A 24,812-nucleotide genomic window follows, 5' to 3' on the forward strand; every position below is an offset into this window, starting at 1 on the left:
GATGAGCAAGACGACCGCCGACTCGCCCGCCGAGACGCCCCGGGCCGACCCCTCCGGCGACGACCAGGACCTCGGCGCCGCCGGCTCCCAGCTCTCCACGGCCCCCGTCGAGACCGCCATGCCCGGCTCCTTCGGCGGCAGCCGCAGGCCCGGCCTCACCGGCTGGCTCGTCTGGACCGGTCGTGAAGTGCTCGGCTGGGCGCGCTGGTTCTGGCGGCAGCTGACCTCGATGCGGGTCGCGCTGATGCTGCTGTTCCTGCTGTCGCTCGGCGCGGTCCCCGGCTCGCTGATCCCGCAGTCCGGCACCGACGCGCTGAAGGTCTCCGAGTTCCAGGACGCGCACAAGACGCTCGGCCCGATCTACCAGAAGCTCGGCCTCTTCCACGTCTACGGCTCGGCCTGGTTCGGCGCGATCTACGTCCTCCTCTTCGTCTCCCTCATCGGCTGCATCATCCCGCGCACCTGGCAGTTCGTCGGCCAGCTCCGCGGCCGCCCGCCGGGTGCGCCCAAGCGCCTCAACCGCCTTCCCGCGTACGCCACTTGGCGCACCGCCGCCGAGCCGGACGAGGTCCGCGAGGTCGCCCTCGCGACCCTGCGGAAGCGCCGCTTCCGCGCGCACGTCGACGGGGACGCCGTAGCCGCCGAGAAGGGCTACCTCCGCGAGACGGGCAACCTCCTCTTCCACCTCGCGCTGATCGTGATGCTGATCGCCTTTGCCTGGGGCCAGCTCTTCAAGTCCGAGGGCGACAAGCTGATCGTCGAGGGCGACGGCTTCTCCAACACCCTCACCCAGTACGACGACTTCAAGTCCGGCAACCTCTTCAGCGACGACGACCTCGTGCCCTTCAGCTTCAACCTGAAGAACTTCATCGGCACCTACGAGCGCACCGGCCCCAACCGCGGCACCCCGAGCACCTTCCAGGCCGACATCACCTACAGCCTCGGCGCGTACGGCAAGTCCGAGAAGCACACGATCAAGGTCAACGAGCCGCTGGAGATCGGCGACTCGAAGGTCTACCTCGTCAGCCACGGCTACGCCCCGGTCGTCACCGTCCGGGACGGCAAGGGCAACGTGGTCTTCCACCAGGCCGTGCCGATGCTGCCGATCGACTCCAACGTCACCTCGCAGGGCGCGATCAAGGTCCTCGACGGCTACAAGAACGCCCAGGGCGTCGCCGAACAGCTCGGTTTCGCCGCCCTGTTCGTGCCGACCTACGCCAAGGGCAGCGGCACGATGTTCTCCCAGTACCCCGGGCTCGACTACCCGGTGCTCAACGTGACCGGCTACCACGGTGACCTCGGCGTCAACTCGGGCATCCCGCAGAACGTGTACCAGCTGAACACCAAGGGCCTGAAGCAGTTCAAGACCGCCAAGGGCGCCATCCTCAAGTCGCAGCTGCTGCCCGGCGAGACGATGAAGCTGCCGAACGGCGCCGGGTCGATCACCTTCGACAAGCAGATCAAGGAGTGGGCGGGCTTCCAGGTCGTCCAGCAGCCCGGCACCACCTGGGCCCTGGCCGGCGCGCTCACCGCGATCGTCGGTCTGGCCGGCTCCCTGTTCATCCAGCGCCGCCGCGTCTGGGTGCGGGCTGCGCGCGGCGCCGACGGAGTGACGGTCGTCGAAATGGCCGGCCTCGGCCGCAGCGAGTCCGCGAAACTCCCCGAGGAACTCGGCGACCTGGCCGCACTGGTGCACGACCGGGCCCCGACGAAGACGGACGGTGGCTCGGCCAAGTCCGAGACCGGCTCGGCCAAGTCCGACATCGGCTCGGCGAAGTCCGACCAGGGGGCGACGAAGTCCGACCGGGGCTCGGTGAAGACGGACGGTGGCTCGGCCAAGTCCGACACCGGCCCGCCCGCGCTCGCCACCGGCTCGACGAAGTCCGACCAGGGGCTGACGAAGTCCGACCGGGGCTCGGCGAAGACCGACGAGGGCTCGGCCAAGTCCAAGACCGGCTCGGCGAAGGCAGACGATGACTCGCCCAAGTCCAAGACCGGCTCGGCGAAGACCGAGGCAGGCTCGCCCACGTCCGGGACCGGCTCGGCGAAGTCCGGCCAGGGCTCGGCGAAGACCGATGAGGCCCCGCTGAAGACGGACAGGGGCTCGGCCAAGTCCAAGACCGGCTCGCCGACGCCCGCCACCGGCTCGCCGACGCCCGCCACCGGCTCGCCGACGCCCGCCACCAGCTCGCCCAAGCCAGCCACCGGCCCGACGAAGACCGACGACGCCCCGAAGACCGCAGACGCCACGAAGACCGACGACGACCCCAAGACCCCCACCACCTCCGACGCCGACACCCACGACTCCGACTCCGGCGTCGAACCGCCCGTACCCGCCGAAGGGGCTGAGAAGTGACTCTCGCCGCCGCAACCGACATCGCCTCCGTGACCAATCTGGCCGCCGCGACCAACGAGCACCTGGCCAACCTCAGCAACACGCTGATCTACTCCTCGATGGCCGTCTACACCCTGGCCTTCTTCGCGTACATCGCCGAATGGACCTTCGGCAGCCGCAGCAAGATCGGCCGTACGGCCGCCGCGCTGACCGGTGCCGAGGCGAAGAAGGCGGCCGCGCCCGCCGTCACCGTGCAGAACGCCGGCGGCACCACCGTGCTGGAGCGGCCGAAGGTCGTCGTCCGGGCCGCGTCAGGCTCGCGCGACGTGCCGGACGGTCCCGGCGCGCACGGCGGGGACGAACAGGGCGACCTCTACGGCCGTATCGCCGTGTCCCTCACGGTCCTCGCGTTCCTCGTGGAGCTCAGCGGCGTCCTCGCCCGCGCGGCCTCCGTGGAGCGGGCGCCCTGGGGCAACATGTACGAGTTCAACATCACCTTCTCCACGGTCGCCGTCGGCGTGTACCTCACGCTGCTGCTGCTCAAGAAGAACGTGCGCTGGCTCGGCCTGTTCCTGGTCACGACGGTCCTCCTCGATCTCGGCATCGCCGTCACTGTCTTGTACACCGCCAGCGATCAATTGGTTCCCGCCCTCCACTCGTACTGGCTGTACATCCACGTCTCGACGGCGATCATCTGCGGCGCGGTCTTCTACGTGGGCGCCGTGGGCACGCTGCTCTACCTCTTCAAGGACAGCTACGAGAGCAAGCTCGCGAACGGCGGCAAGCCCGGCGCCTTCGCCACCTCCGTCATGGAGCGGCTGCCCGCCTCGGCGAACCTCGACAAGTTCTCCTACCGCGTCAACGCGGCCGTCTTCCCGCTGTGGACGTTCACGATCATCGCGGGCTCGATCTGGGCCGAGTCGGCCTGGGGCCGCTACTGGGGCTGGGACCCGAAGGAGACCTGGGCGTTCATCACCTGGGTCGCCTACGCCTGCTACCTGCACGCCCGCGCCACCGCCGGCTGGAAGGGCCGCAAGGCCGCCTACCTGGCCCTGATCGCCTTCGGCTGCTGGATCTTCAACTACTACGGCGTCAACATCTTCGTCGGCGGCAAGCACTCCTACGCCGGCGTGTAAGCCGCACCCCGAAGCAGTAACCCGAACCCGCAACTCCCTTACGGCACAGGCCGGTTCCGTGTGACATGGGTCACCGGAACCGGCCTTCGTCGTCCGGACAGGTAGAGGGGTGTGGATACGAATCTGCGGTTGAGGAAACGCATCCGCGCGGGGGACCACGACGCCTTCGGCGAGCTCTTCGACGCGTACGCACGCTCCGTCTACAACCACGCCTTCCGGCTCACGGGGGACTGGGCGCAGGCCGAGGACATCGTGTCGCTGACCTTCCTGGACGCCTGGCGCCTGCGCGGCAAGCTCGACGAGGAGGGCGGTTCGCTCCAGCCCTGGCTGCTCGGCATCGCCACCAACGTCACGCGCAACACCCGCCGCGCCGCCCGAAGACACGCGGCCGCCGTCTCCCGGCTGCCCCGTGACGAGGTCGAGCGCGACTTCGCCGACGAGGTCGCCGCCCGCCTCGACGACACCGCCGAACTCGCCCTCGTACGCGCCGCGTTGGCCACCCTGCGGCGCGCCGAGCGCGAGGTGCTCGCCCTGTGCGTGTGGTCCGGCCTCGACTACCAGGCCGCCGCCGAGGCGCTCGGGGTACCGGTGGGGACCGTACGGTCGCGCCTCTCGCGGGCGCGCGCAAAGCTCGCGAAACATCTCAAAAGTATGGAACTCCCCCTGCGGGACGGACAGATGAAAGGTGACCGTGGCAGTGCGGTCGGGCCCCTGAGGGAGGAAAAGCGATGAACCAGCTCCCGGACCTTCCCGAGAGAGACCTTCCGCCGGGCCGTCACCGACTCCTCAAGGAGCATCTGATGACCGAGATCCGGCACGAGACCGCAGCCGTCCAGGAGGGCGCGCCCGCTCCCCGGCGGAACAAGTGGCTGCGGCCCGCGCTCGCCGCGACCGCCGTCGCCACCGCCGCGGCCGTGACCTTCGTGGTGCTGCCTTCGTCCGGCTCCTCGCCGGCGCCCGCGAAGCCGCCCCGGAAGTCGACGGTCGCGCTCCTGGAGGACATCGCGCTGGCGGCCGAGCACGAGAAGTCCTACGGCACGGTCCGCGACGACCAGTTCGTGTACGTGGACAGCAAGGTGTCGTACGCGAACTCCGGGGAGGGGACGAAGACCCGGATCGATCCACCGCACCGGCAGGAGGTGTGGATGTCGGTGGACGGCCTGCACGTCGGGCTGGTGCGGCAGGCGGGCATGGGGGCGCACTCCGTCCCGGTCGACGTGAAGCCGGGCAAGGCCGGCTGGGACGTCTCGTCCTTCTACAACCACGTGAGGACGCTGCCGACCGACGCCGACGCGATGTACGACTACCTGGCCACGACCGCCCCGAAGTACGGCGGTGACGACAAGAACCAGGCCATGTTCGTGCTGGTCGGCGATCTCCTCCGCGATTCCGTCGTGCCGCCGAAGCAGAGCGCGGCGCTGTTCCGGGCGGTGGCCAGGATTCCCGGAGTGACGACGGTCGAGGGGGTGAAGGACGCCGCCGGGCGCCCCGGTGTCGCCATCGCCCGGACCGACCCCTTCAACCCGCTCCGGGACGAGTGGATCTTCGATGCGAAGACCTACGAGTTCCTGGGCGAGCGCGAGGTGGCCACCAAGGACAACGCCGGCGTGAAGAAGGGCACGGTCACCGCCGACACCGCCGTCCTGCGCCGGGCGATCGTCGACAAGGCGGGCGAACGGCCGTAGGGGACAAGGGCGTTCAGGCCGGAGGCAGGCAGTCCTTCGCGGGCGGCCTGTCCTCCGGCCAGGCGATCTTCACGAAGCGGGAGCCGCCCTGCGGGGTGAGTTCCACTATCGGTACGGCCTTGTCGTACGGGTTGCCGTGGACGTCCAGGCAGATCCAGCCGCTCGCGCCGTTCACCCGCAACGACCCCTTCACCTGGGGCCATTGGAGGCCGACGTCGGCCAGCGGCGGGATCTTCTGCTGGTCGGGGGTGGCCTCGCGGATGCCGTGGACGGCGAGGCGCATCGCGTCGTAGGCGATGATCGCCTGGCCGTCGTCGAGGGAGACCGGGCCGATCGGGCCGACGGGGGAGGTCTTGGCGGTGGCGAGGAGTTTGTCGAGGTCCTGAGTGTCCTGGGGTGAACCGCCGGTCGCCGGGGGCTTGTTGGTCCAGGCGGCGGGGTGGGCGAGGGCGGTGTAGCGGACGGCGACGCCGTGCTGGAGGGCCGTCCGGTCGAGCTTCTTGTCGCCGGTGAGGTACGAGCCCTCGTCGCCGGTGAGCACGGTGAAGGTGCGGGACTGGCAGCCTCGGCGGCCCAACGCGTTGATGAACTGGCGGAGTTGGGTGTGCCGTCCGGCGAAGAACACGGTGTTCAGCTTGGCGTCCGTGTCGCAGATGAGGTCGGTGATCTGCCGGAAGGTGTTGGGCGTACTGCCTTCCTGGCTCCGGTCGGCGGGCGGGGTGAACGGCCAGGAGCCGTACGGCGAGCCCTTCAGCAGGGTGGCGAAGGCCTGTTGGAGCGTCTTCGTGTACGGGTCGCCGGGCTTGTCGTAGACCAGCAGGGCCCGGTCGGCCGTCACCTTGGCGTAGGCGGCGAGGGCGCGGGCCTCGTCGGTGTTGGTGGGGGAGACGCGGGCGAGCCCGGGGTAAGGGTCCTTGCCCTGCTGGCCGTTGGCGAGGTCGTCGGCGGTGATGGAGGTGCCGATCACCGGGACGCCGAGCCGGGTCAGCTTCGCCACGGCCTTCTTGTTGTTGTCGGTGCTGGTCCCTATGCCGGTGACCGCGCGGAGCCGGTCGGACGAGGTCGTCATCGTCACTATCCGGTCGACGGTCCGCTCCCAATAGGCGCCCGTGGCACCGGGGTTGGCGAGCACCAGCCGGATGTACGGGGTCTCGCCGTTGTCGTCGTGGTTGGCCTGGTACTGGGCGAGATAGGCGCCCTGCAACTCGTGCCGTACGTCGTTCATGGTGTCGGCGTCGGTCGCGGTGAACGGCTCGAAGAGCGCGACGGTGACGTACGTGCCCGCCTTGAGCGAGCGGTTCTCGCGGGCCACCGACCTGATGGTGTCGGCGAATTGGCGCTGCCCGAAGTCGAAGGACGAGGTCGACACCCCCACGCACTCACCGCTGTCCTCGGGCCGTGCCACCCCGGCCGCGCAGGACCGGTCGTCGTGCAGCAGGGTGCGGGTCAGCTGGACCAGCCCGAAGACCAGCACGGCGGCGACCACGAGGGCCGTGTAGCGGTAGATCGGGATCGTCCGGATCCGCTGGAGAAGTTCGTGCGGCCACGCTCTCATCGCCCGCCCCCGTCTCGGTCGTCGCCGGCCGGAACCCTCAACGGGCGCCCGGCCAGGGCCTGTTCGGGCCACTGCTGGGCGGCCCGCCAGAGCGGTTCGCTGCCCGCGGGCCAGATGTTCGACAACTGCTCCAGATCGAAGTGCATCCGCCCCGCGACCTCCTCGTCCGGCAGCACCAGCGGGTCGGTCACCTGCCACACCGCGTGCAGCAGCCGCCGTACCGTCAGATGAAGAGTCGGGTCCACGCCGGGCGGTGGGTCCTCCTCGGCGTCCGTGCGGGCGAGCGCGACGGCCTTGCGGTGGTCGCCGGGGGCGCCGATGTCCCGGCCGTGCGGATCGTGCGCGTGGTAGTAGGGCGCGGCGGTGACGAACAGCAGCGTCTCCAGCCAGGCGTACGGCGTGATGGTGCGGAAGGTGGTGCGCAGGTAGGCGACCGCGTCCGCCGTGTCGCCCAGGGCGAGTTCGTGGTGCAGGCGGTAGCGGGCGCGGGCCGGGGTGTCCGGGTTGCCGGGCAGGCCGTCGTAGTGCGAGAGCAGTGAGCGGTGGACGGCGCGCCAGCGGCCGTGGTCGGCGTCGTCGAGGTGGAGGCGGAGGAGGAGCAGGGTGCGGAGGAAGGGGTCGCCGACGAAGTAGCCCTCGGCCGGGGGGAGTCCCTCGGCGGTGAGCTGGGTGCGCAGGCGGTTCACCCCGGCCGCCCCGAAACTGTCCCCGAGCCGGGCCTCGGCCAGTGCGCGTGCCGAGTCGCCGTCGTGCGCGGTGGCGAGCACGGCCAGTTCTTCCGCGAGCCCCGGCGGCACCAGCCGGTCGAGCAACTCCCGGTACACGGGCCGCCGTTCGTGCTCCGCGTCCCCGTCCGGCTTCAGCCCGGCGGTCAGCAGCTCGCCCGGACTGACGGCTCCCGCGGGCCGGTTCTGCCGTACGGCCTGCCCCAGCACCGCCGCCCCCAGCGGACTGCCGGCCGTCAACCGGTGGATGGCGTACGGCAGTTGGGGCGGCACCTCGACACGCGTAGAACCGTCGGCGTCGGTGGCGCACACGTCGGCGATGACGCGCCGCGCCTCCTCGGGCGTCAGTGCGGGCAGGGTCACCACCAGGGCCCGGGACGAGGGCGAGGCCCCCGGCACCCAGCCGCTCGCGCGGGCCACCTCCGGGAGCGGATGCCGTACGGTGTCCGGCAGTTCGGGGTGACGGCGGCCGCGCAGAGCGGCGAAGAAGACCACCTGGTCACCGGTGCCGTCGGCACGCTCTCTCAGGACGGCCTTCATCAGCCCGGGACCGGGCCCGGACTGCACGTTGTCGACGAGCACAACCGGCCGCCCCACCCGGCGCATCCGCTCCCACCGGCGCCGGTAGGTGTCGCTCAGGTCGGCCAACAGGGCGCGCAGCAGCCAGCGTTCGGCGTCCGCGCGGGAGGTGCCGTCGGCGCGGAAGTCGCGGGCGATCTCGATCAGCCCGCGCTTGGCGTCACCGCTCGCGCCCGGGTAGGCGCTGTACCAGTCCGCGCCCGCCTTCAGCAGTCCGTTCGGCGTCCACACGAGGTCGAAGAGGGTGTCCAGGGTCGCCTCGATGACGGCCTGGCCGACCGGCCCCGTACCGGACAGATTGGCGATCAGCCGGGACGCGACCTTGCCGGCCCAGCCCTGCGCGATCACCGCCCAGCGCCGCGCCGGGTCGCTCAGCAGCAGGATGCGGCGGGCCTCCTCGCGGGCGCTGTCCTCGTCCCGCGTGCCCCAGCCGGTGGCGCAGACGGCGAGCAACCCGGCCTCCAGACGCGGGAAGTCGATGCTCCCGGCGCCGTGCACCACGGGTTCGCGCAGCTGCTCCGCGACGGTCGCCAGTGCCTGCCACACCGGCGACCAGGTGGCGGCGGGCCGCCCGTCCGGCAGCCGGGTCAGCCGGTCGGCCTCGCAGTCGATCAGTGCGACCGGCGTGTGCCCGCGGTACGCGCTCCGCAACTCGGCCAGCGCCATGCTCTTGCCGAGCCCGCGCGCGCCCGCGAGCACCACGAAGGGCGGTTCCGGGTGTTCGTACGGCGAGGTGAGCAGCTCGTACGGCCGCAGGCCGATCAGGCGTGAGGCGAGACCGGGCGGCTGTGCCTCGAACAGCGCCCCGCGTCCATGCAGCCCTCTTCCCACCGCATCTCCCCCTGAGCGGTCGCCTGGCACCGGAACCTGTCTATCAACACCAGGGTAAATAGGGGGAGTTGTTTCGTACTAGGGCGCGTGGTGTCCGTTGCGTTACGAAAATGTCGGAACGGGAGCCTTGGTTCAGTCGACGGTGATCGAGTCCAGCTTCTCCCGCAGATAGACATGCGAGTCGACGGCGTCGTACGCCACCCGCCCGACCGGCGCGGGCACGGACTCCACGCGAGTGCCCGGGGTGCACTCGCCGAAGTACACGAGCGACATCAGCTCCTCGGCGGGCGCGTCGGCGGGCGGCGGCAGCACGCGGTGCCGCCCGGACCGCCAGCGGTCCCCGGTCCAACGGGCCATCAGATCACCGATGTTGATGGTGAACGCCTCCGGGTCGAACGGCGCGTCCTCCCACCCGCCCTCGTCGGTGAAGACCTGAAGTCCCCCCTTCCCGGCCTGCCGGTCGAGGATCGTCACCGTCCCGAAGTCGGTGTGCGGCCCGATCCGGAACTGCCCCGGCTCCGGCTCCCCGACGACCTCGACCCCCGGGTACCAGTTGATGTTGAACCCGTACGTCGGATGGTCCATGTGCTGGGAGAAGAAGTCGGGTTCGAGCCCGAGCGCGACCCCGAGCAGCGACAGCAGCTGCTTCTCCAGCTCGCCCATCCGGTCGAGGTACTCCTCGCAGAGCGCCTGCAGTTCGGGGATCTCCGTCGGCCACACGTTGGGCGCGTACCACTCGGCGTTGATCACCGGGTCCTCGAAGGGCTTGTGCGTGGCGAAGGTCAGCGACTCCTTCAGATCGGGCGGGGTCTCGGTCCCCTCCGAGTACCCGTTGGCCTCGGCCCCGGGCCCGAGCCAGCCCCGCCCGCCGACCTTGGCGGAGTAGGCCTCTTTCACGTCGACTGGGAGGGCGAAGAAGGCGCGCGAGGCCTCCCGGATCCGGGACCGCAGACCCGGGTCCACCCCATGCCCGGTGACGAGCAGGAACCCGGCCGTCTGGAGGGCGTCGTCGACGGTGCGGGCGATGTCTTTCCGCGCCTGCTCGTCACCGGAGATCCAGGGCCGTAGATCGATCGTGGGGATGCGGGGCTCAGTCACCGATGTCCTCGTTCCAGAGTGCCGGGTTGTTCTTGATGAAGTCGCGCATCAGCGAGGTGCACTCGGGGTCGTCGAGGAGGACGATCTCCACACCGTGCTCGGCGAGCCAGTCGTGCCCGCCGTGGAAGGTCGCCGCCTCGCCGACGACGACCCGCGAGATCCCGAACTGCCGCACCAGCCCGGAGCAGTACCAGCAGGGGGAGAGGGTCGTGACCATGGTCGTCCCTCGGTACGACCGCTGCCGCCCCGCCGCCCGGAACGCGGCCGTCTCCGCGTGCATCGAGGGGTCGTCGTCCTGGACGCGCCGGTTGTGGCCGCGGCCCAGCAGGGTGCCGTCGGCGCCGTAGAGCGCGGCGCCGATCGGGATGCCGCCCTCGGCGAGCCCGGCGCGGGCCTCCGCGACGGCGGTGGCCAGCCAGGTCCGTGCCTGTGCCTGATCGATGCGGTTCATGGGTCCCACTCTCCTGTGGCCGAAACACGAGGGCAACGTGCGGAAAGTACTCTCCCCGCAACCCGTACCCGGACGAACTGTCAGCGCCCCTGGAGGTGCCCGTGCCCGCACTCACCCTCCGTGAGGTCCTGGCCCTCGACCCGGTCCGTGCCACCGAGCCCCAGCTCCTGGCGGGCGAGGCCGCGCTCGACCGCCCCGTGCGCTGGGTCCATTCCAGCGAGGTCTACGAGGGCGCGAACTTCCTCGACGGCGGCGAACTCCTCCTCACCAACGGCTTCGGCCTCACCGACACGGACGCGGAGATCCGCCGCCGCTACGTCCGCGAGCTGGCGGCCCGGGGCGCGTCCGGCCTGGCGGTGGAGATCGGCCGCTCGCTCCCGACGATGCCGGAGGAGGTCACGGACGAGGCCCGCCGCCTGGGCCTTCCCCTGCTCGCCCTCCACCGGGTCGTCCCCTTCGTGCGGATCACCGAGGCGGCCAACCGGGCGATCGTGGCCCGGGGCCTCTCCGGCCGCTCGGTGGTCCGCCCATGGGGCGACGACCACACGGCCGCCCTCCTGGCCGACCTGGCGGACCGCGCCGCGCTGAACCAGCCCGAGGTCGAGGCGCGGTCCGCCCTCGCCGGCTTCCACCCCGGCCCGGGCGCCCGCCTGATCGGGGTCTCCGTGCACGGCGCGCGCGAGGTGACGGCGGTGGACCGGGCGGTACGGCTGCTGGGCGGCGCGAGTGTGCTGCGGGCGGCGTTCCCGGGCGACGTCCTGGCCCTGCTCGCGCTTCCGGGGTCCGTCGCGGGCGACCCCATCCGCGCGGTCCAGGAGGCGTTCCGTACGGCCGCCGACCCCGGCCTGACGGTCGCGGTCGGGCACGCGGTCGAGGCCGGGAGCGGGTGGCTGCGCTGGAGCGACACGTTGCGGGCGGCCCGTACGACGCTGGAGCTGGCGCTGACGGTCCCGGCGGCCGAACCCGCCGTCCCCGAGGGCCCGTTGGTGACCTCGGCACGAGCGCTGGCCCTGGAACGGGAGCTGACGCGCGGCGGCGTCGACGCGAACCGGGACCGGTTGTCCCGTCTGGTCCAGCACGCGCTGGGCCCGTTGCTCGCGTGGGAGGCGGCGCACCCGAGCGACCTGGTGCGGACGCTGGAGGTGCACCTGCGCCACGGCTGCTCGCCGACGCGGACGGCGGCCTTGTTGCACATCGGCCGCCAGTCCCTCTACCAGCGCCTGGAACGCATCGAGTCGTTGCTCGGTCTGGAGATCGACGACCCGGACCTGCTGGGGGAGTTGCTGGCGGCGGTGTGCGCGCATCGGGTGGTGCGGGGGATGGGGGCGGCGCAGGTGCGGGGGTTGCGGACGGTGGCGTGAGGAGGGCCGGCCGGGGGCGGTGTGCTCATCGGTCGGCGCTGCCGGGCGGTACGACCCATTCGGCGGGCTGTCCCGTCAGGGAAGCGATCATGTCGAAATCGCCGTCGTAGTGGAGAATCGTCCGCCGGTTCAGCTCTGCTGTGGCGGCGATCAGCAGGTCGGGCAGGGACAGGGCGCGGTGGAAGCCGGCATTGAGGGCATGGCGCTGGACCTCGAGGGCGCGGGCGAAGGCGTCGTCGTCCGTGCTGAGGTAGTCGAAGGCGTGGAGCCAGGTGCTGATCCGCGTGGCCTCGGAACTGTCCCGTGCCGAATGGATCATCTCGTACTCGGTGGGCCGGCACACCGCGAGCAGGTAGCGCTCGTGGAGCGGTTTGAGGACTTCCTTGACGCTCGGTTTCGTCCAGCGGGCGAGGGCGGACTTGTCGATCACGTAGCGGTCCTGCATCAGGCGGCGCGGCCTCCGTCGCGGTCGCCATGGCGCGTGAGGGAGCCGTCGGCGTTGCGTGGGCCGGTGCTCTCGACGATCTCGCTGAAGTCGAGTTCGCCGGCGTCCATCGCGTCGAAGAACTCCTGCCGCAGGTGTCGTTTGACGGCGTCCTCCATGGCGAGGCGTACGGCCTTGGCCTTCGTCTTGGTCCCGAAGATGCGCATGGCCTCGGTGACCATCTCCTCGTCGAGGTCGATGACGGTTCGTGCCATGCGGAGGGTCCTTTCGCCGACGATGCCAATCGGCAGAACGATACCATTATTCACGGCGCAGTGATATCGTTTTGGTGAAGCTCCTCTGAGGAGGTGGCCGTGGGAGTCACTTCGGGTTCGCGGCGACCGATCGCGAGATCCTGCTCATGGTTCAACTCCCTTGACGCACCTGCGCGTTCGGACCGCCGCCGAACAGCACGTCCGTGACCCGGGCGGCGAATCGCCAGCCGTCCCCGGTCCGCACGTAGCGGCCGGTCTCCTCGGTGACGGCGAACGGCGTGGTGCCGCCCGTGCCGTCGTCCATGTACACGGTCAGGACGCACACGCCCTCGGCCGTGTCGTCGCAGGTGTGGGTGAAGAGGGTGTTGGTGTGCACGTGCCGTGTCCGCGCGGCCGGGCGTTCGGCGCCCCATGTGCGGATCGCGTCCCGGCCGCGCAGTGCCGCTCCACCGAGGCGCATCTCACCGTCCTCGGTGAACAGCTCCCACACGGTGTCCGCGCGCCCGTGGTCGATGCGCCACGCGGTCTCGGTGAGGAGTTGCGTCAGGGCGAAGTGGTCGGTGGCGCTTGCTGGTTGACGTGTCACGACGCCTCCGGTCGTAGGCTCGGGTGGGGTTCCGGCGGGCCGCCGAGGACATGGCGCCGGGAGCGGGGGCGGCTGCCGTCTACGTCGGTGACGTCGAAGTACGCGCCGAGTTCGGCGCCGATCACCGCGCGTCCCGAGAAAGCCATCAGCTCGTCGGAGGCGTAGAGCGCCGCGATCACGCGCCCGGTGAAGTACGGCGACTCGCGCGGCGGGAGCGCGGCGCGCTGCTCCGGCGTCAGGGTCAGCGACCGCAGATGGGCGCGGGCGCGTTCGGTGTCGACGCCGCCCATCCAGATCGACAGCGCGGCGACACCGTACGGGTACAGCTCCTTCGCCATGTCGGCGGCCATCTTGTCGGCGCCGGCCTTCTGCGCGCCGTACGCGGGACCCTGGTGGTACGAGACGGCGCCGTAGTGGCCGGTGTTGACGATCAGTCCGCGGCCGCCCGCGATGAGCAGCGGTGCGGCGTGCCAGGCGGCGACGTAGTGCGAGCGCAGGCCTACGGTCAGCGGGGCGACGGTGGACAGCGGGCGCTCCCAGAAGCCGCCCGGCGCCGGGGCGGCGAACATCGCGGCGTTGTTCACCAGGATGTCGAGCCGTCCGTGCTCGGACCGCACCCGCGCGAACAGCTCCGCGACCGCGCCGTCGTCCGCGTGGTCGACGACGACGGGGACGCCGGTGCCGCCCGCCCGGGTGACTTCCCCGGCGGTCTCGCGCACGGACCCGCCGTACGGCGAGTCCCCGCCGCCCTGCGACCGCCCGGTCACATAGACCGTGGCGCCGGTGGCGCCGAGCGCCTCGGCAATGCCCTTCCCCGCGCCTCTGCTGGCGCCGGTGACCACGGCGACGACTTCCTTGCCGGAGCGCGTCACGGCATGCCTCCTCACGGTGAAAAGCAGCGGTGAACTGCGAGAACAGTAATCGGACAGGCTGTCCGTTTACCTGTTTCGACGATATGGACACCGTGTCCGGTTGTCAAATAGAGTCGTTCCATGAACGCAACCCCCCAGCCCTCGACCCGGCGCGCGGATGCCGTGCGCAACCGCTCGGCACTGCTCGCGGCCGGCGGACGCGTGTTCGCCCGCCGCGGTGTGGAGGTGCCGATGGAGGAGGTCGCGCAGGAGGCGGGCGTGGGCCGCGGCACCCTCTACCGGCATTTCCCGAGCCGCCAGCACCTCCTCGGCGCCCTCATGGAGGAACAGGCAGCCCACCTCGCCGCCGAGGCCCGCCGCCTGCTGGCCGAGGGTCCGGTCTGGGACGGCGTCGTCGCCTGGCTGCGCCTCTACGACGAGAGCCTCGCCCGCTACCGTGGCGCCAGCGACCACGTCGGCGCCGGTCTCGACGGCGCCTCCCCGCTGGCCGGCGCCTGCCGCCCCATGCGGGCCGCCTTCGCCGAACTCCTCGACCGTGCGCGCGAGGTGGATCTCGTACGGCCCGACATCACCGCCGAGCAGGCCCTGGCACTGGTCGCCGCCCTTCCCAAGGACGCCGCGACGGGAAGCGCGCAGGCGCCCTTTCTCGACATCGTGACCCAGGGGCTGCGGGCCTGACGCCGGCCCTGGGGGCTGGGGCCCTGCGTACGGCCCTCACCCTCAGCGCAGGGTGACGCGGCTCGGGCCGTTGAACGGGGCGTAGGACGTGACCGTGTTGGGGGTGCGCAGGGTGGCGTCCTTGGTGAACAGGTCGCGTGCGGCGGGGAAGGAGACGTCGCCGCTGACCACCAGGGCGACGCGGTCGTAGAACTCCTGGGTGGGGCCGGTGAGTTGGCCTCCGGGTTCGCCGCCCTCTTCTTCCTCGCCCCAGACGTCCCACAGGAGCGTCTCCACCTTGTTCAGCGCGGCCAGGTCGAGGCGGATGTTGCCGGCGACGAACCACTCGCCCCAGAAGGGGCCTTCGTGCGGAGGGTGGAGGCCGAAGGTCTCCTGGTCGGCCCTGCCCTCCTGGATCGCCTGCCAGGCCTCGCCCGCGACGAGGAAACGGTCTCGGGGTACGTCCATCGGGTCGAAGTCCGCGTTCCAGTGGGCGGTGACGGTCGGATCGGTGAGCTGGGAGTCGGCGAGGAGCCAGCCGCGGTCGTCGGTCCAGTACTCGGTGACGACGTGGTCGCCGTGGAAGAGCTGGGAGGCGTCGGTGCCGGGCGCGTTGAAGTAGTCGGCGAAGCCGGAGCGGATGCGGGCCGGGATGCCGAGGTGGCGCAGGAACGAGCAGTGCAGGAGCGAGAAGTCCCGGCACACTCCGACGAACCGGTCGCCGGGTTCGCGTGGCTGGGTGAGTGGGGCGGGGTTGCGGTCGACCACGATCCGCAGAATGTCGTCGATGTAGCGGGTCTCGGCGTCGTTGTGGAGGCGGTCGGTGGGGTGGGTGTGGTCGTAGAAGCCGTCTTCGAGGCGGTGGATGAGCAAGTCGCGGGTGATGCGGGCGAGTTGGGTCGGGTCGCGGGGGAGGTCCGCGTAGTGGTGGGCGAGGGTGCCGGGAGTGGAGTACGTGCTCTGGGTGGCGTAGAAGGCGAGGTCCGCGGTGAGGGGCATGGCACCCGACCGTGTCAAAATTCGCCCTGGATTGTCCAGAGTTACTTCAGCTCGGGTTCGCGGCGACCGAGCGCCAGATGCGTTCCGGGAGGACGCGGGCGGCCTCGTCGAGGTCGAGTTCGACGTCGTCGATGCCGGAGAGCCAGCGGCGGACCACGCCGACCAGCGGGCCCAGGACGAGGGACTCCAGCAGGGGCAGCGGCAGTGGGGCCAACTCGCCCGAATCCACGTGGGATTGGACCCAGGTGGCGAACACCGAGAGTCTGGCCTCCTGGGAGTCGCGGAGTTCTCTGGCCTGGATCATGTTCCGCTGGTCGGTTCTGGCGGAGTGCAACAGCAGGGCGGCGTCCCGGTGTTCGCGGACGAAGGTGAGATGCGTCCGTACGATCGCGCGGATGCCGGTGCGGGCGGTGCGGGTCGCCTGGAGCGCGGTGATCAACTCACCCAGCAGTCGGCTCAGCCAGCGCTCCGTCAGGGCGTCGACCAGGCCGTCCAGGCTGCCGAAGTGGTGGTACAGGCTGCCGAGGCTGACACCGCTGGCCTTCGTCACGGCGTTCACGGTCAGGCCCTGCTCGCCCTGCTCCGCGAACAGGCGCAGCGCGGCGTCGAGGAGCAGGTCTGCGGTGACCTCGCCGCGTTGTTGCTTGGGGCTCATGCGGGGCAGCCTATTGGGAACTCGGTTCTAGAGTGAATTTCTAGAGCAGATTTCTGGAATCCTCTTCCGGTCTGGTCATCCGGCGGTCCAGACTTGGCGGTGGCCGGGCCCGCGTCCGTCCGTCTCGGGGGATACGGATGGCCGTGGGTCCGGTGGGCTTTGTGTGGGGGTGCATAGGATCGGCCGCATGGCGCTGCGTCCCGTTCAGGTGAATATCAAGGCCGTTGACGTTTTGGCGGTCGGGCGGTTCTGGGGGGAGGCGCTCGGCTGGAGTGTCTTCAGCCCTGGTGTGACCACGTACGTCGGGCCGGGTGGCGGCCTCGTCTGGCCGGAGCCGGTCGGTCTCGGTATCGATGTCGTGCCGGTTCCGGAAGTGAAGACGCCGACGAAGAACCGGCTGCACCTTGATCTCGCCACCACTTCTGCTGCCCACCAGGCGGAGTTGGTCGCGCGTCTACGGTCGCTCGGCGCGGCGCCCGTCGATGTGGGGCAGGGGGATGTGCCGTGGACGGTCCTTGCGGACCCTGAAGGCAACGAGTTCTGTGTGCTGGAACCCCGGGAGATCTATCGGGACACCGGGCCGATCGCTGCGGTGGTCGTCGATTGCTTGGATCCTCGGGTCATGGCGCGGTTCTGGGGCGAGGTGTTGGACTGGGCTGTTCTTGAAGTGTCCGACGACCAGGCCTCGTTGCGTTCCGCCGAGGGTGTCGGGCCGTACTTGGAGTTCCTGCGCGTGCCTGGAGTGAAGGCCGTGCCTGATCGCGTCCATCTTGATCTGATGCCGTATCCCGGTGACGACGAGGAGGCGGAGGTGGGGCGGGTGAAGGGGCTTGGGGCGAGCGATCTGGATCTCGGGCAGGGTGATGTTCCGTGGACGTGTCTGACTGATCCGGAAGGTCACGAGTTTTGCGTTCTGGCGCTGTCCTGACCACTCGCTTCTTGGCCAGTGTCGGGCTTCCGCGGCCCGAGTAAAGGGCGCTCCCTGCGGTCGCGTCGGCTTCGCCGATTCCGCTTCGCTCCACCCTTGACTAGGGCCGCTCCAGCCCGTTTGAGAAGCGAGCGAGTGGCCCGGAGGAATGGGGGGCCAGGTAGGAATCCCCTTGCCTGAACTGTGTTGCCGGCCGGTGTGGAGGGGGCGCGTTCGCGTCTCGCCAGCACGCCGCCTCGGCTCAGCGGCCAGCGGTGGGTGAGGGGTGAGGGGTGCTGGAGGCTGTGGGTAAAACTAACCACCGTCGTGTGCTTTGAGCGGTTAGGAAATGCCCCGGCCTCCAGAGGGTGCAGGGCCGGAACGGGGCGGGGAGGGGCGTCTGTTGCTTGCGGTGGGCGGTGGAGGTGCGGTGCCGTACAACCGTCTGTGTGTGCCGTAGGTCTTCTGGTGGGTGCCGGCGACCGGTATCCATCGGAGGGGGAACTCATGGGGACGTACCGTCGGAGAATGTGCCGTACCTGGCCGGGTGCCGCAGCGGCTCTTGTTGTTGGTGGGGTGTTGCTGCCTGCGGCGGGCGCGCAGGCCGCGGAAGTGACGCGGGCGGCCCAGGGTAGTGCCACCGCGGTTGTCGTCGGTGGCGACCATGTCGTCTATACCGCGGCCAGCGGACAGACGAACAAGGTCTTCTACTGGATCTCTGGCTATTCCTCGGACGGTACCGGCCGGGAAGAGCTTCAAATCGGTATCGACGACATCGTGCCGATCGCCGCGGGGCCCGGGTGCGAGCATCCCGGCGCGGATACCGAGTACCCCGGCGACCCGACCAAGGTGACCTGCACGTTCTCTGACGATTCCGCCGCCCCGAGAGCCTATCCGCGGGCGATATTGAACCTCGGTGACGGCAACGACACGTCGTTGAGCAACTTCCCCGACCGCCGCTTCGACGTCTACGGCGGCCCGGGCAACGACACGTTGAACGGAACCCGGTACACCTCGAACGGTCACCCGAACCCGGCCGGTCTCGGCTTCGAGAACCTCCACGGTGGCCCCGGGGACGACCGGTTGACCAATGGCCGTGACATGTACGGCGACGACGGCAATGACACCCTCACGGCGGGCAACAACATTTGGGGTGGCAACGGCAACGACACCATTACCGGAACCGCTGCCGTCAACTCCCTGGACGGCGGGTCCGGCAGTGACACCATCCAGGGAGCGGGCGGAAGGGACTACATCTACGGCCGGGCCGGGAACGACCACCTCTATGGCGGCACTGGTGACGACGACGTCTACGGCAACAGCGGGAACGACGTGATCTACGGCAACAGCGGCAACGACACCATCGTGGGCGGCCCGGGCAACGACGTTCTCTCCGGCGGCCCCGGCAGTAACCGCGTAGTCGGTTAGTCGGCCGACCGCTCGGCGTCAACTTCGGGGGTTCTGGCGTACGTTGAAGGGTGATTACAGTGGGTGGTCGGGCTGATACTTTGCGTTTATGAAGTTCAGGCTGACCTATGACGTGGCCGGTGCTCCCGACGAGTTCTTCGCCTGGTTACTCGATCCGCGGCGTGAAGAGGACTTGTACAAGGGCGAGTTGAGGTACCGGAGCTATGAGACGGCCGGGCGGCGCGAGAGCGAGGAGCGGGTCGTGCGGCGGGCCTGGTTCCAGCGAGGGGGGCAACTGCCCGGTCCAGTGGCCCAGTTGTTCGGTCCCGGCTTCAGTGAGACCGAGGACGGGACCTTCGAGAAGGCCGACCGGCTGTGGACCTGGAGGGTCACGCCGAGCAGCCTGGCCGACAAGATCCGTCACGAAGGCAGCCTGTGGGCCGAAGCCGTCGACGGCGTCCGTACCCGCCTCCGGGTGGAGTTGACCTTCGACGCGAAGATCTTCTCCGTCGGCGGCCTGCTGGAGACCGCCACGGAGAAGAACCTGCGTGAGGAGTGGGACCGTACCGTCGTGCTCTACAACCGTCAGACCTCGGCCTGAGCGGCCGCGGGCGCCGAGGTCCGTCCGGCGAGGCGGGTGAACACCACGTACAGCACCGCGCTCAGCACGAACCCCACGATCGGCGTGCTGTCGCCGAAGGACGGCCAGTGCTTCGGGACGTAGCCGACGTAGTCCTCCTGGTTGGAGAAGAGGGGGACCGAGACCGCTACGCCGATCAACAGGGCTGCCAGGCCTGGCCAGTTGGTGAAGGTGGGGTCGGTCAGGCGGGGGGCCAGTTGCTCCGTTGTCGTCGTGCCGCGTGACTGGTACCAGCGTTCCACCAGGACCACGCCCAGCCACGGTGCCACCCAGTACGCGATCACCAGCAGGAACGCCTCGTACGCCGAACCCGCGTCGGACAGGGACGCCCACGCCGCCGCCGTACCGGCCACGCCTGAGACCACCACCAGGACGCTGCGGTTCAGCCACGCGGGGAGTTTCAGGCCGAGCGCCGTGAGGGAGATCGCGCCGGAGTAGACGTTCAGGGCGTTCGCCGAGATCGCGCCGAGGATGATCGCGAGCAGGACCAAGTTGGCGAGCCAGGACGGGAGATGGCCGGTGAAGGCCGCCGTCGGGGTCGCGTCCTTGGGGGCCAGGAGCGTGGCCGAGGCCGCGCCCATCACCGCCACGAACGTCACCGACACGAACAGGCCCAGCGCCGGGTACAGGATCGTCTTGAACTTGTTCGCCGTGCGGGGGAGGTAGCGCGCGTAGTCCGTGGCGTACGGGTTCCAGCCCGCCGCGTAACCCCACGCCGCGCTGAGGGCGAGCAGGAAGCCGCCCACGCCGCCGCCCGTGCCGCCCCCGCCGAGGTGCGCGTCCTTGAAGGTCCAGACGCCGGCCAGCAGGAAGATCACCGCGAGCGCCGGGAACGCGTACTTCTCGAAGGTGTGCACGAAGTTGTGGCCGATGAAGCCGATGAGGATTTCCGCCACTACTACGAGCAACAGCGAGGGCAGGGGACGTAGACCTGTGAGCGTGTTGAGTGCGAACGCCGCGCTCACGCTGTTCACCGCGAACCAACCGACGCCCGCCACAAGGCCGTTGGCCGCCGACGGGATGATGTTGCCGCGGAAGCCGAAGGAGAAGCGGCCGATCACCATCTGCGGGACGCCGAAGCGCGGGCCGTCCAGGGAGAGGAAGCCCTGCGTGATCGCGCCGAGGCCCGTGCCCAGGACGATCGCCGCGGTCGCCTGCCAGAAGCTCAGGCCGAAGAAGAGGACCGAGATCACGCCGATGTAGACGGTCGCGAACTCGATGTTCGGGGAGGCCCAGGTCCAGAGGAGCTGGAGCGGGCTGCCGTGGCGTTCGGCGTCGGGGATGGGCTCGGCACCGGCCGTCTCTACGGCGATGACCTTGTCACCGTATTCGGGGGCGAGGGTGCCGGTCGATTCGGCGGGAGCAGTCGTCATGCGAGGTAAGTGTCCGGTTCCTGCCGGTCCGGGCCCAGAGGCGCATTGTCCGTACCGGGCCGCTCACCGGCGTACAACCTGCACGTATCACTCGGCCTTGGGGTCGTCCTTGAGGTCGTCCTTGTTCAGGGACTTCAGGAACTCGGGGTTGTCGTCCGGCGCGATCCACTGGCCCGGCGCTGTCGTCGCCCCGGCTGCCGTACGGCGCGGCCTGCCCGCGATCAGCCACGCGACCGGGCCCACCAGCACCTCGCCGAAGAGCAGGATCACGAACACCCACGCCAGCTTCGGCATGCCGCGCACGTCCTCCTCGGGCGTGTTCAGGCAGTCCACGAAGGCGTAGATCCACAGGGCCAGGACCAGCAGGAAGGGCAGATACCTGAGCATGGCGGCGAGATTCTCCTGATGGGTGAGACGGCCCCGGTGACGGGGTCAGGTTAGCGGGTGGCCGATACTTGGACACATGGCTTACGACGATCTTCGCTCCCTGCTCAGGGCACTCGAGCGCGAGGGAGACCTCAAGCGCATCAAGGCCGAGGTGGACCCCTATCTGGAGGTCGGGGAGATCGTCGACCGGGTGCAGAAGGCCGGTGGACCCGCCCTCCTCTTCGAGAGCGTCCGCGGATCGAGCATGCCCCTCGCCATGAACGTCTTCGGGACCGACCGGCGGCTGCTGAAGGCGCTCGGGCTGAAGTCGTACGGCGACATCTCCGACAAGATCGGCGGGCTGCTGCGGCCCGAACTGCCGCAGGGGTTCGTGGGCGTGCGGGACGCCTTCGGGAAGCTCGGGTCGATGACCCACGTACCGCCGAAGAAGGTCAAGGAAGCGCCGGTGCAGGAGGTGGTGCTCACGGGTGACGACGTCGACCTCGACATGCTGCCCGCGCTCTTCACCTGGCCGCAGGACGGCGGGTCCTTCTTCAACCTCGGGCTCACGCACACGAAGGACCCGGAGAGCGGGATCCGCAATCTCGGGCTGTACCGGCTCCAGCGCCACGACAAGCGCACCATCGGCATGCACTGGCAGATCCACAAGGACAGCCGGAACCACTATCAGGTGGCCGCGCGGCGCGGGGAGCGGCTGCCGGTCGCGATCGCCTTCGGGTGTCCGCCCGCCGTGACCTACGCCTCCACCGCGCCCCTTCCCGGTGACATCGACGAATACCTCTTCGCCGGGTTCATCGCGGGCAAGCGGATCGAGATGGTCGACTGCAAGACCGTGCCGTTGCAGGTGCCGGCGCAGGCCGAGGTCGTCATCGAGGGGTGGCTGGAGCCCGGCGAGATGCTGCCTGAGGGGCCGTTCGGGGACCACACCGGGTTCTACACACCGCAGGAACCCTTCCCCGCGCTGACCATCGACTGCGTCACGATGCGGAAGCGGCCGTTGCTTCAGTCGATCGTCGTAGGGCGGCCTCCGACGGAGGACGGACCGCTGGGACGGGCGACCGAGCGCTTCTTCCTCCCCCTGCTGAAGATCATCGTGCCGGACATCGTGGACTACCACCTGCCCGAAGCGGGCGGATTCCACAACTGCGCGATCGTCTCCATCGACAAGAAGTACCCGAAGCACGCGCAGAAGGTGATGCACGCGGTCTGGGGTGCGCACATGATGTCCCTGACCAAGCTGATCGTCGTCGTCGACTCCGACTGCGATGTCCACGATCTGCACGAGGTCGCGTGGCGGGCGCTCGGCAACACGGACTACGCCCGCGATCTCTCGGTCGTGGAAGGACCCGTCGATCATCTCGACCATGCCTCCTACCAGCAGTTCTGGGGCGGCAAGGCGGGGATCGACGCGACGAGGAAGTGGCCCGAGGAGGGCTACACGCGGGACGGCGGCTGGCCCGAGATGGTGCTGTCCGACCCGGAGACGGCGGCGAAGGTCGACCGCCGGTGGAAGGAGTACGGACTGTGAGCAGCGCGTCTGCCGCGATCCCGCAGCCGGGGCGCACCAAGGCGTTCCTACGCCTCGTCATGATCGAGCACTCCGTCTTCGCCCTGCCCTTCGCCTACATCGCCGCGCTGACCGCGATGTACGAGATGGACGAGAACATCCACTGGGGGCGGCTGCTCCTGGTCACCATCTGCATGGTGGGGCTGCGGACGTTCGCGATGGCGGTCAACCGGATCATCGACCGCGAGATCGACGCCCGTAACCCGCGCACCGCGCACCGCGAACTGGTCACCGGCGCGATGTCGGTGAGGCACGCGTGGACGGGCGCGCTCGTCGCCGTCGTCGTCTTCCTGGGCTCGGCGGCGCTCCTCAACCCCCTGTGCCTGGCGCTGGCGCCCATCGCGGTGATCCCGATGGTGGTCTATCCGTACGGCAAGCGGTTCACGAACTTCCCGCAGGCCATCCTCGGTCTCGCCCAGGCGATGGGCCCGGTCGGCGGCTGGCTGGCGATCACCGGCGAGTGGTCCTGGGACGCGGTGATCCTCGGTCTCGCCGTCGGCATCTGGATCGGCGGCTTCGACCTGATCTACGCCTGCCAGGACATCGAGACCGACCGCGAGATCGGCGTCATGTCGGTCCCGGCGCGCTTCGGCATCCCGGCGTCGATCTGGGGCGCGCGCGTCTGCCACGCCATCACGACCGCCCTCCTCGCCTGGTACGGCGCGGCCACCGGCGCCGGTGCCTTCTTCTGGTTCGGCCTGCTGATCGTCGCGGGCGCGTTCGTGTACGAGCACTCGATCGTGCGGCCGCATGATCTCTCGCGGTTGAACCGGGCGTTCTTCAGCGTCAACGGGTTCATCGGGATCGCGTTGTTCGTGTGTGCGCTGCTGGATCTGCTGGTGCGGGGGCTCACCGTCTAAGCGGCGGCAAGTTGAGTCCTCACGATGTCAGTGCGGTCCTCGGGGTGGGCCTGCGGCGGAACACGAACGCCGCCCCCACCCCCGCCACCAGCCCGATCAGGTGCGCCTGCCAGCTGACCCCGGACTGGGTCGGTGCCAGGCCGAACAGGATCGAACCGCCCCACACCGCGCCGATCAGCAGGCCCACGACGATGCCCAGCGGTCGGCGTTCCGCGAAACCGCTCACCAGCAGGAAGCCGAAGAGGCCGAAGATCAGGCCCGACGCGCCCGCCGTGTTCGTGTGGGCCGGGGATATGAGCCACACCCCGAGGCCGTCCGCGACGATGATCAGCGCGCTGACCGCGGCGAACCGGCGGATGCCGCCCAGCGCGGCCAGGAAACCGAACACCAGCAGCGGCACGCTGTTCGCGGCGACATGCGCGAAGCCGAAGTGGATGAACGCGGCCGGGACGATGTCGATCAGCTCGGACGGCTCGCGCGGGACGATCCCGAAGCCGTCGAGAGCGTGGCCGCTGATCACGTCCACCACTTCGAGCAGCCACAACAGCGCGACCCAGCCCACCATCAGCTTGGCCGCGGCCTTCGCGCGGTCGCCCTGCGACCACTCCAACTCCGTACCGGACATGGCACCCCCCACAGTCCACGCGTCCTCACAGAAGAACGCCCCGGCACCCTTGGCCGGTTCCCGCCCCGCGACGCCAGCTAGGCTCGGTGTCGTGAACCCAGTCAAGCCAGGAGAGACGCCGCGTACGCCTTGGATCGTAGGGGTGTCCGGCGCTTCCGGCACCCCATACGCGGCTGCCGTCCTGCGCGCGCTCCTCGACGCCGGCGAGAGCGTCGACCTCGTGGTGTCCCGCGCGTCCCGGCTCACGCTCCTCGACGAGACGGGGATCGCCTACCGGGACGCCCACTGGCAGGACGACCTGCGGGAATGGCTGGCCCGCGGCGCCGACGGCAAGCCCGGCACCTTCGAGCCCGCCCTCGACGCCGTACGGCACTGGAGCGCGGGCGACCTCGCGGCGGGGCCGTCCTCGGGGTCGTACCCCTCGAAGGGGATGATCGTCGTGCCCGCGTCGACCGCGTGCGTCGCCGGGATCGCCCTCGGGCTGAGCAAGGACCTGTTGCAGCGGGCGGCGAGCGTCACCCTCAAGGAGCGGCGGAAGCTGGTGGTCGCCGTACGCGAGACGCCGTTGAACGGGCAGACGCTGCGGCACCTCGTGACCCTGGACGACCTGGGGGCGGCCGTGGTGCCCGCCTCGCCCGGGTTCTACGCCGGGGCCACCCACATCCAGGACCTGGTGGACTTCGTCGCCGGGCGGGTCCTGGACTCGGCTGGCGTCGAGCACGATCTGTACCGGCGCTGGAAGGGCGACCTCGGCGCCGGCTTCCGCACCACCGACTGACGTACGGCACCAACTGACGTACAGCACCCACTTATTCATCGTCA

General features: G+C 69.9%; 25 protein-coding genes. 12 read left to right on the forward strand and 13 right to left on the reverse strand.

From position 1 onward, the window contains the following. The first annotated feature begins 1 nt into the window (after nt 1). The 4 genes from OO69_RS22085 to OO69_RS22100 all read left to right on the forward strand — a co-directional run bounded on the left by OO69_RS22085 (nt 2) and on the right by OO69_RS22100 (nt 5,156). A complete protein-coding gene (locus OO69_RS22085) occupies nt 2-2,356 on the forward strand; it encodes a cytochrome c biogenesis protein ResB (RefSeq protein WP_420707896.1) in 2,355 nt (784 codons plus the stop codon). Next, on the forward strand, nt 2,353-3,471 hold the full coding sequence (gene ccsB / locus OO69_RS22090) for a c-type cytochrome biogenesis protein CcsB (RefSeq protein WP_033282458.1): 1,119 nt from the start codon (nt 2,353-2,355) through the stop codon (nt 3,469-3,471). The genes OO69_RS22085 and ccsB overlap by 4 nt, the downstream gene beginning before the upstream one ends. Nucleotides 3,472-3,600: 129 nt before the next feature. Continuing rightward, the gene (locus tag OO69_RS22095; RefSeq protein ID WP_033282583.1) at nt 3,601-4,203 is read left to right on the forward strand and encodes an RNA polymerase sigma factor; all 603 of its coding nucleotides are present in this window, start codon (nt 3,601-3,603) and stop codon (nt 4,201-4,203) included. Nucleotides 4,204-4,271: 68 nt separating this feature from the next. Then, nucleotides 4,272-5,156, forward strand: coding sequence for a CU044_5270 family protein (locus OO69_RS22100; RefSeq protein WP_234444501.1), 885 nt, complete (start codon nt 4,272-4,274; stop codon nt 5,154-5,156). Nucleotides 5,157-5,169: 13 nt separating this feature from the next. Here the strand turns inward: OO69_RS22100 and OO69_RS22105 are convergent, their stop codons facing one another. From OO69_RS22105 to OO69_RS22120, 4 genes are all read right to left on the reverse strand, one after another. Next, nucleotides 5,170-6,711, reverse strand: coding sequence for an ABC transporter substrate-binding protein (locus OO69_RS22105; RefSeq protein ID WP_033282460.1), 1,542 nt, complete (start codon nt 6,709-6,711; stop codon nt 5,170-5,172). Next, entirely contained in the window at nt 6,708-8,846 is a 2,139-nt protein-coding gene (locus OO69_RS22110; protein WP_033282461.1) for a hypothetical protein, read from the reverse strand. Before OO69_RS22110 ends, OO69_RS22105 begins: the two co-directional genes overlap by 4 nt. A 132-nt stretch (nt 8,847-8,978) precedes the next feature. Then, nucleotides 8,979-9,944, reverse strand: coding sequence for an isopenicillin N synthase family dioxygenase (locus tag OO69_RS22115; protein ID WP_033282462.1), 966 nt, complete (start codon nt 9,942-9,944; stop codon nt 8,979-8,981). Then, nucleotides 9,937-10,395: a nucleoside deaminase gene (locus tag OO69_RS22120; protein ID WP_033282463.1), complete on the reverse strand. Its 459-nt coding sequence runs from the start codon at nt 10,393-10,395 to the stop codon at nt 9,937-9,939. Before OO69_RS22120 ends, OO69_RS22115 begins: the two co-directional genes overlap by 8 nt. 101 nt (nt 10,396-10,496) lie before the next feature. Here OO69_RS22120 and OO69_RS53555 point away from each other — a divergent pair, with 101 nt between their 5' ends. Then, on the forward strand, nt 10,497-11,756 hold the full coding sequence (locus OO69_RS53555; RefSeq protein WP_033282464.1) for a PucR family transcriptional regulator: 1,260 nt from the start codon (nt 10,497-10,499) through the stop codon (nt 11,754-11,756). Nucleotides 11,757-11,781: 25 nt separating this feature from the next. Here OO69_RS53555 and OO69_RS22130 read toward each other — a convergent pair whose 3' ends face one another. The 4 genes from OO69_RS22130 to OO69_RS22145 form a co-directional block, all read right to left on the reverse strand. Beyond that, nucleotides 11,782-12,201 carry a PIN domain nuclease gene (locus OO69_RS22130; protein WP_033282465.1) on the reverse strand — a complete coding sequence of 140 codons (420 nt, stop codon included), beginning with the start codon at nt 12,199-12,201 and terminating at the stop codon, nt 11,782-11,784. Continuing rightward, nucleotides 12,201-12,455 (reverse strand): type II toxin-antitoxin system VapB family antitoxin, encoded by a 255-nt coding sequence (locus tag OO69_RS22135; protein WP_033282466.1) that lies wholly within the window; start codon nt 12,453-12,455, stop codon nt 12,201-12,203. The genes OO69_RS22130 and OO69_RS22135 overlap by 1 nt, the downstream gene beginning before the upstream one ends. A 151-nt stretch (nt 12,456-12,606) precedes the next feature. Beyond that, nucleotides 12,607-13,041 carry a nuclear transport factor 2 family protein gene (locus OO69_RS49500; protein WP_051801149.1) on the reverse strand — a complete coding sequence of 145 codons (435 nt, stop codon included), beginning with the start codon at nt 13,039-13,041 and terminating at the stop codon, nt 12,607-12,609. Beyond that, nucleotides 13,038-13,913: an SDR family NAD(P)-dependent oxidoreductase gene (locus tag OO69_RS22145; RefSeq protein ID WP_033282467.1), complete on the reverse strand. Its 876-nt coding sequence runs from the start codon at nt 13,911-13,913 to the stop codon at nt 13,038-13,040. Before OO69_RS22145 ends, OO69_RS49500 begins: the two co-directional genes overlap by 4 nt. A 120-nt stretch (nt 13,914-14,033) precedes the next feature. Here OO69_RS22145 and OO69_RS22150 point away from each other — a divergent pair, with 120 nt between their 5' ends. Continuing rightward, nucleotides 14,034-14,591, forward strand: coding sequence for a TetR/AcrR family transcriptional regulator (locus tag OO69_RS22150; RefSeq protein WP_033282468.1), 558 nt, complete (start codon nt 14,034-14,036; stop codon nt 14,589-14,591). 42 nt (nt 14,592-14,633) lie between these two features. Here the strand turns inward: OO69_RS22150 and OO69_RS22155 are convergent, their stop codons facing one another. Continuing rightward, a complete protein-coding gene (locus tag OO69_RS22155; protein ID WP_033282469.1) occupies nt 14,634-15,569 on the reverse strand; it encodes a transglutaminase-like domain-containing protein in 936 nt (311 codons plus the stop codon). Nucleotides 15,570-15,615: 46 nt separating this feature from the next. Beyond that, a complete protein-coding gene (locus tag OO69_RS22160) occupies nt 15,616-16,224 on the reverse strand; it encodes a TetR/AcrR family transcriptional regulator (RefSeq protein WP_033282470.1) in 609 nt (202 codons plus the stop codon). A gap of 187 nt (nt 16,225-16,411) precedes the next feature. On the opposite strand from OO69_RS22160, the gene OO69_RS22165 reads away from it, so the two are divergent. From OO69_RS22165 to OO69_RS22175, 3 genes are all read left to right on the forward strand, one after another. Further along, nucleotides 16,412-17,152: a VOC family protein gene (locus OO69_RS22165; RefSeq protein WP_033282471.1), complete on the forward strand. Its 741-nt coding sequence runs from the start codon at nt 16,412-16,414 to the stop codon at nt 17,150-17,152. A gap of 507 nt (nt 17,153-17,659) precedes the next feature. Further along, nucleotides 17,660-18,559 carry a calcium-binding protein gene (locus OO69_RS22170; protein WP_078652526.1) on the forward strand — a complete coding sequence of 300 codons (900 nt, stop codon included), beginning with the start codon at nt 17,660-17,662 and terminating at the stop codon, nt 18,557-18,559. 88 nt (nt 18,560-18,647) lie between these two features. Next, nucleotides 18,648-19,139 (forward strand): DUF2505 family protein, encoded by a 492-nt coding sequence (locus OO69_RS22175; RefSeq protein ID WP_033282472.1) that lies wholly within the window; start codon nt 18,648-18,650, stop codon nt 19,137-19,139. Here OO69_RS22175 and OO69_RS22180 read toward each other — a convergent pair. Further along, nucleotides 19,124-20,551, reverse strand: a complete 1,428-nt coding sequence (locus OO69_RS22180) for a purine-cytosine permease family protein (protein ID WP_033282473.1) — start codon at nt 20,549-20,551, stop codon at nt 19,124-19,126. The two genes, OO69_RS22175 and OO69_RS22180, sit on opposite strands and share 16 nt — an antisense overlap. 87 nt (nt 20,552-20,638) lie before the next feature. After that, a complete protein-coding gene (locus tag OO69_RS22185; RefSeq protein ID WP_033282474.1) occupies nt 20,639-20,938 on the reverse strand; it encodes a PLD nuclease N-terminal domain-containing protein in 300 nt (99 codons plus the stop codon). A 76-nt stretch (nt 20,939-21,014) separates the two neighbouring features. Here OO69_RS22185 and OO69_RS22190 point away from each other — a divergent pair, with 76 nt between their 5' ends. Further along, nucleotides 21,015-22,466, forward strand: coding sequence for a menaquinone biosynthesis decarboxylase (locus OO69_RS22190; protein ID WP_033282475.1), 1,452 nt, complete (start codon nt 21,015-21,017; stop codon nt 22,464-22,466). Then, nucleotides 22,463-23,365 carry a menaquinone biosynthesis prenyltransferase MqnP gene (gene mqnP, locus OO69_RS22195; RefSeq protein WP_033282476.1) on the forward strand — a complete coding sequence of 301 codons (903 nt, stop codon included), beginning with the start codon at nt 22,463-22,465 and terminating at the stop codon, nt 23,363-23,365. Before OO69_RS22190 ends, mqnP begins: the two co-directional genes overlap by 4 nt. Before the next feature lie 19 nt (nt 23,366-23,384). On the opposite strand, the gene OO69_RS22200 is transcribed toward mqnP, so the two are convergent. Continuing rightward, nucleotides 23,385-23,990 carry a rhomboid family intramembrane serine protease gene (locus tag OO69_RS22200; protein WP_033282477.1) on the reverse strand — a complete coding sequence of 202 codons (606 nt, stop codon included), beginning with the start codon at nt 23,988-23,990 and terminating at the stop codon, nt 23,385-23,387. 142 nt (nt 23,991-24,132) lie between these two features. Between OO69_RS22200 and OO69_RS22205 the strand changes: the two genes are divergently transcribed. Then, nucleotides 24,133-24,768: a UbiX family flavin prenyltransferase gene (locus OO69_RS22205; protein WP_033282478.1), complete on the forward strand. Its 636-nt coding sequence runs from the start codon at nt 24,133-24,135 to the stop codon at nt 24,766-24,768. The last annotated feature ends 44 nt before the right edge of the window (nt 24,769-24,812 follow it).

Origin of the sequence: Streptomyces sp. NRRL F-525 (assembly GCF_000716605.1) — a bacterium.
In the GTDB taxonomy this organism is placed as follows: Bacteria; Actinomycetota; Actinomycetes; order Streptomycetales; family Streptomycetaceae; genus Streptomyces.

Bases quoted from the DNA above. Each gene is read 5' to 3' on its own strand.
- OO69_RS22085 (WP_420707896.1), top strand. From the start codon at position 2: ATGAGCAAGACGACCGCCGACTCGCCCGCCGAGACGCCCCGGGCCGAC.
- OO69_RS22100 (WP_234444501.1), top strand. From the start codon at position 4,272: ATGACCGAGATCCGGCACGAGACCGCAGCCGTCCAGGAGGGCGCGCCC.
- OO69_RS22105 (WP_033282460.1), bottom strand. From the start codon at position 6,711: ATGAGAGCGTGGCCGCACGAACTTCTCCAGCGGATCCGGACGATCCCG.
- OO69_RS22120 (WP_033282463.1), bottom strand. From the start codon at position 10,395: ATGAACCGCATCGATCAGGCACAGGCACGGACCTGGCTGGCCACCGCC.
- OO69_RS22130 (WP_033282465.1), bottom strand. From the start codon at position 12,201: ATGCAGGACCGCTACGTGATCGACAAGTCCGCCCTCGCCCGCTGGACG.
- OO69_RS22135 (WP_033282466.1), bottom strand. From the start codon at position 12,455: ATGGCACGAACCGTCATCGACCTCGACGAGGAGATGGTCACCGAGGCC.
- OO69_RS22150 (WP_033282468.1), top strand. From the start codon at position 14,034: ATGAACGCAACCCCCCAGCCCTCGACCCGGCGCGCGGATGCCGTGCGC.
- OO69_RS22155 (WP_033282469.1), bottom strand. From the start codon at position 15,569: ATGCCCCTCACCGCGGACCTCGCCTTCTACGCCACCCAGAGCACGTAC.
- OO69_RS22160 (WP_033282470.1), bottom strand. From the start codon at position 16,224: ATGAGCCCCAAGCAACAACGCGGCGAGGTCACCGCAGACCTGCTCCTC.
- OO69_RS22165 (WP_033282471.1), top strand. From the start codon at position 16,412: ATGGCGCTGCGTCCCGTTCAGGTGAATATCAAGGCCGTTGACGTTTTG.
- OO69_RS22170 (WP_078652526.1), top strand. From the start codon at position 17,660: ATGTGCCGTACCTGGCCGGGTGCCGCAGCGGCTCTTGTTGTTGGTGGG.
- OO69_RS22175 (WP_033282472.1), top strand. From the start codon at position 18,648: ATGAAGTTCAGGCTGACCTATGACGTGGCCGGTGCTCCCGACGAGTTC.
- OO69_RS22180 (WP_033282473.1), bottom strand. From the start codon at position 20,551: ATGACGACTGCTCCCGCCGAATCGACCGGCACCCTCGCCCCCGAATAC.
- OO69_RS22185 (WP_033282474.1), bottom strand. From the start codon at position 20,938: ATGCTCAGGTATCTGCCCTTCCTGCTGGTCCTGGCCCTGTGGATCTAC.
- OO69_RS22190 (WP_033282475.1), top strand. From the start codon at position 21,015: ATGGCTTACGACGATCTTCGCTCCCTGCTCAGGGCACTCGAGCGCGAG.
- OO69_RS22200 (WP_033282477.1), bottom strand. From the start codon at position 23,990: ATGTCCGGTACGGAGTTGGAGTGGTCGCAGGGCGACCGCGCGAAGGCC.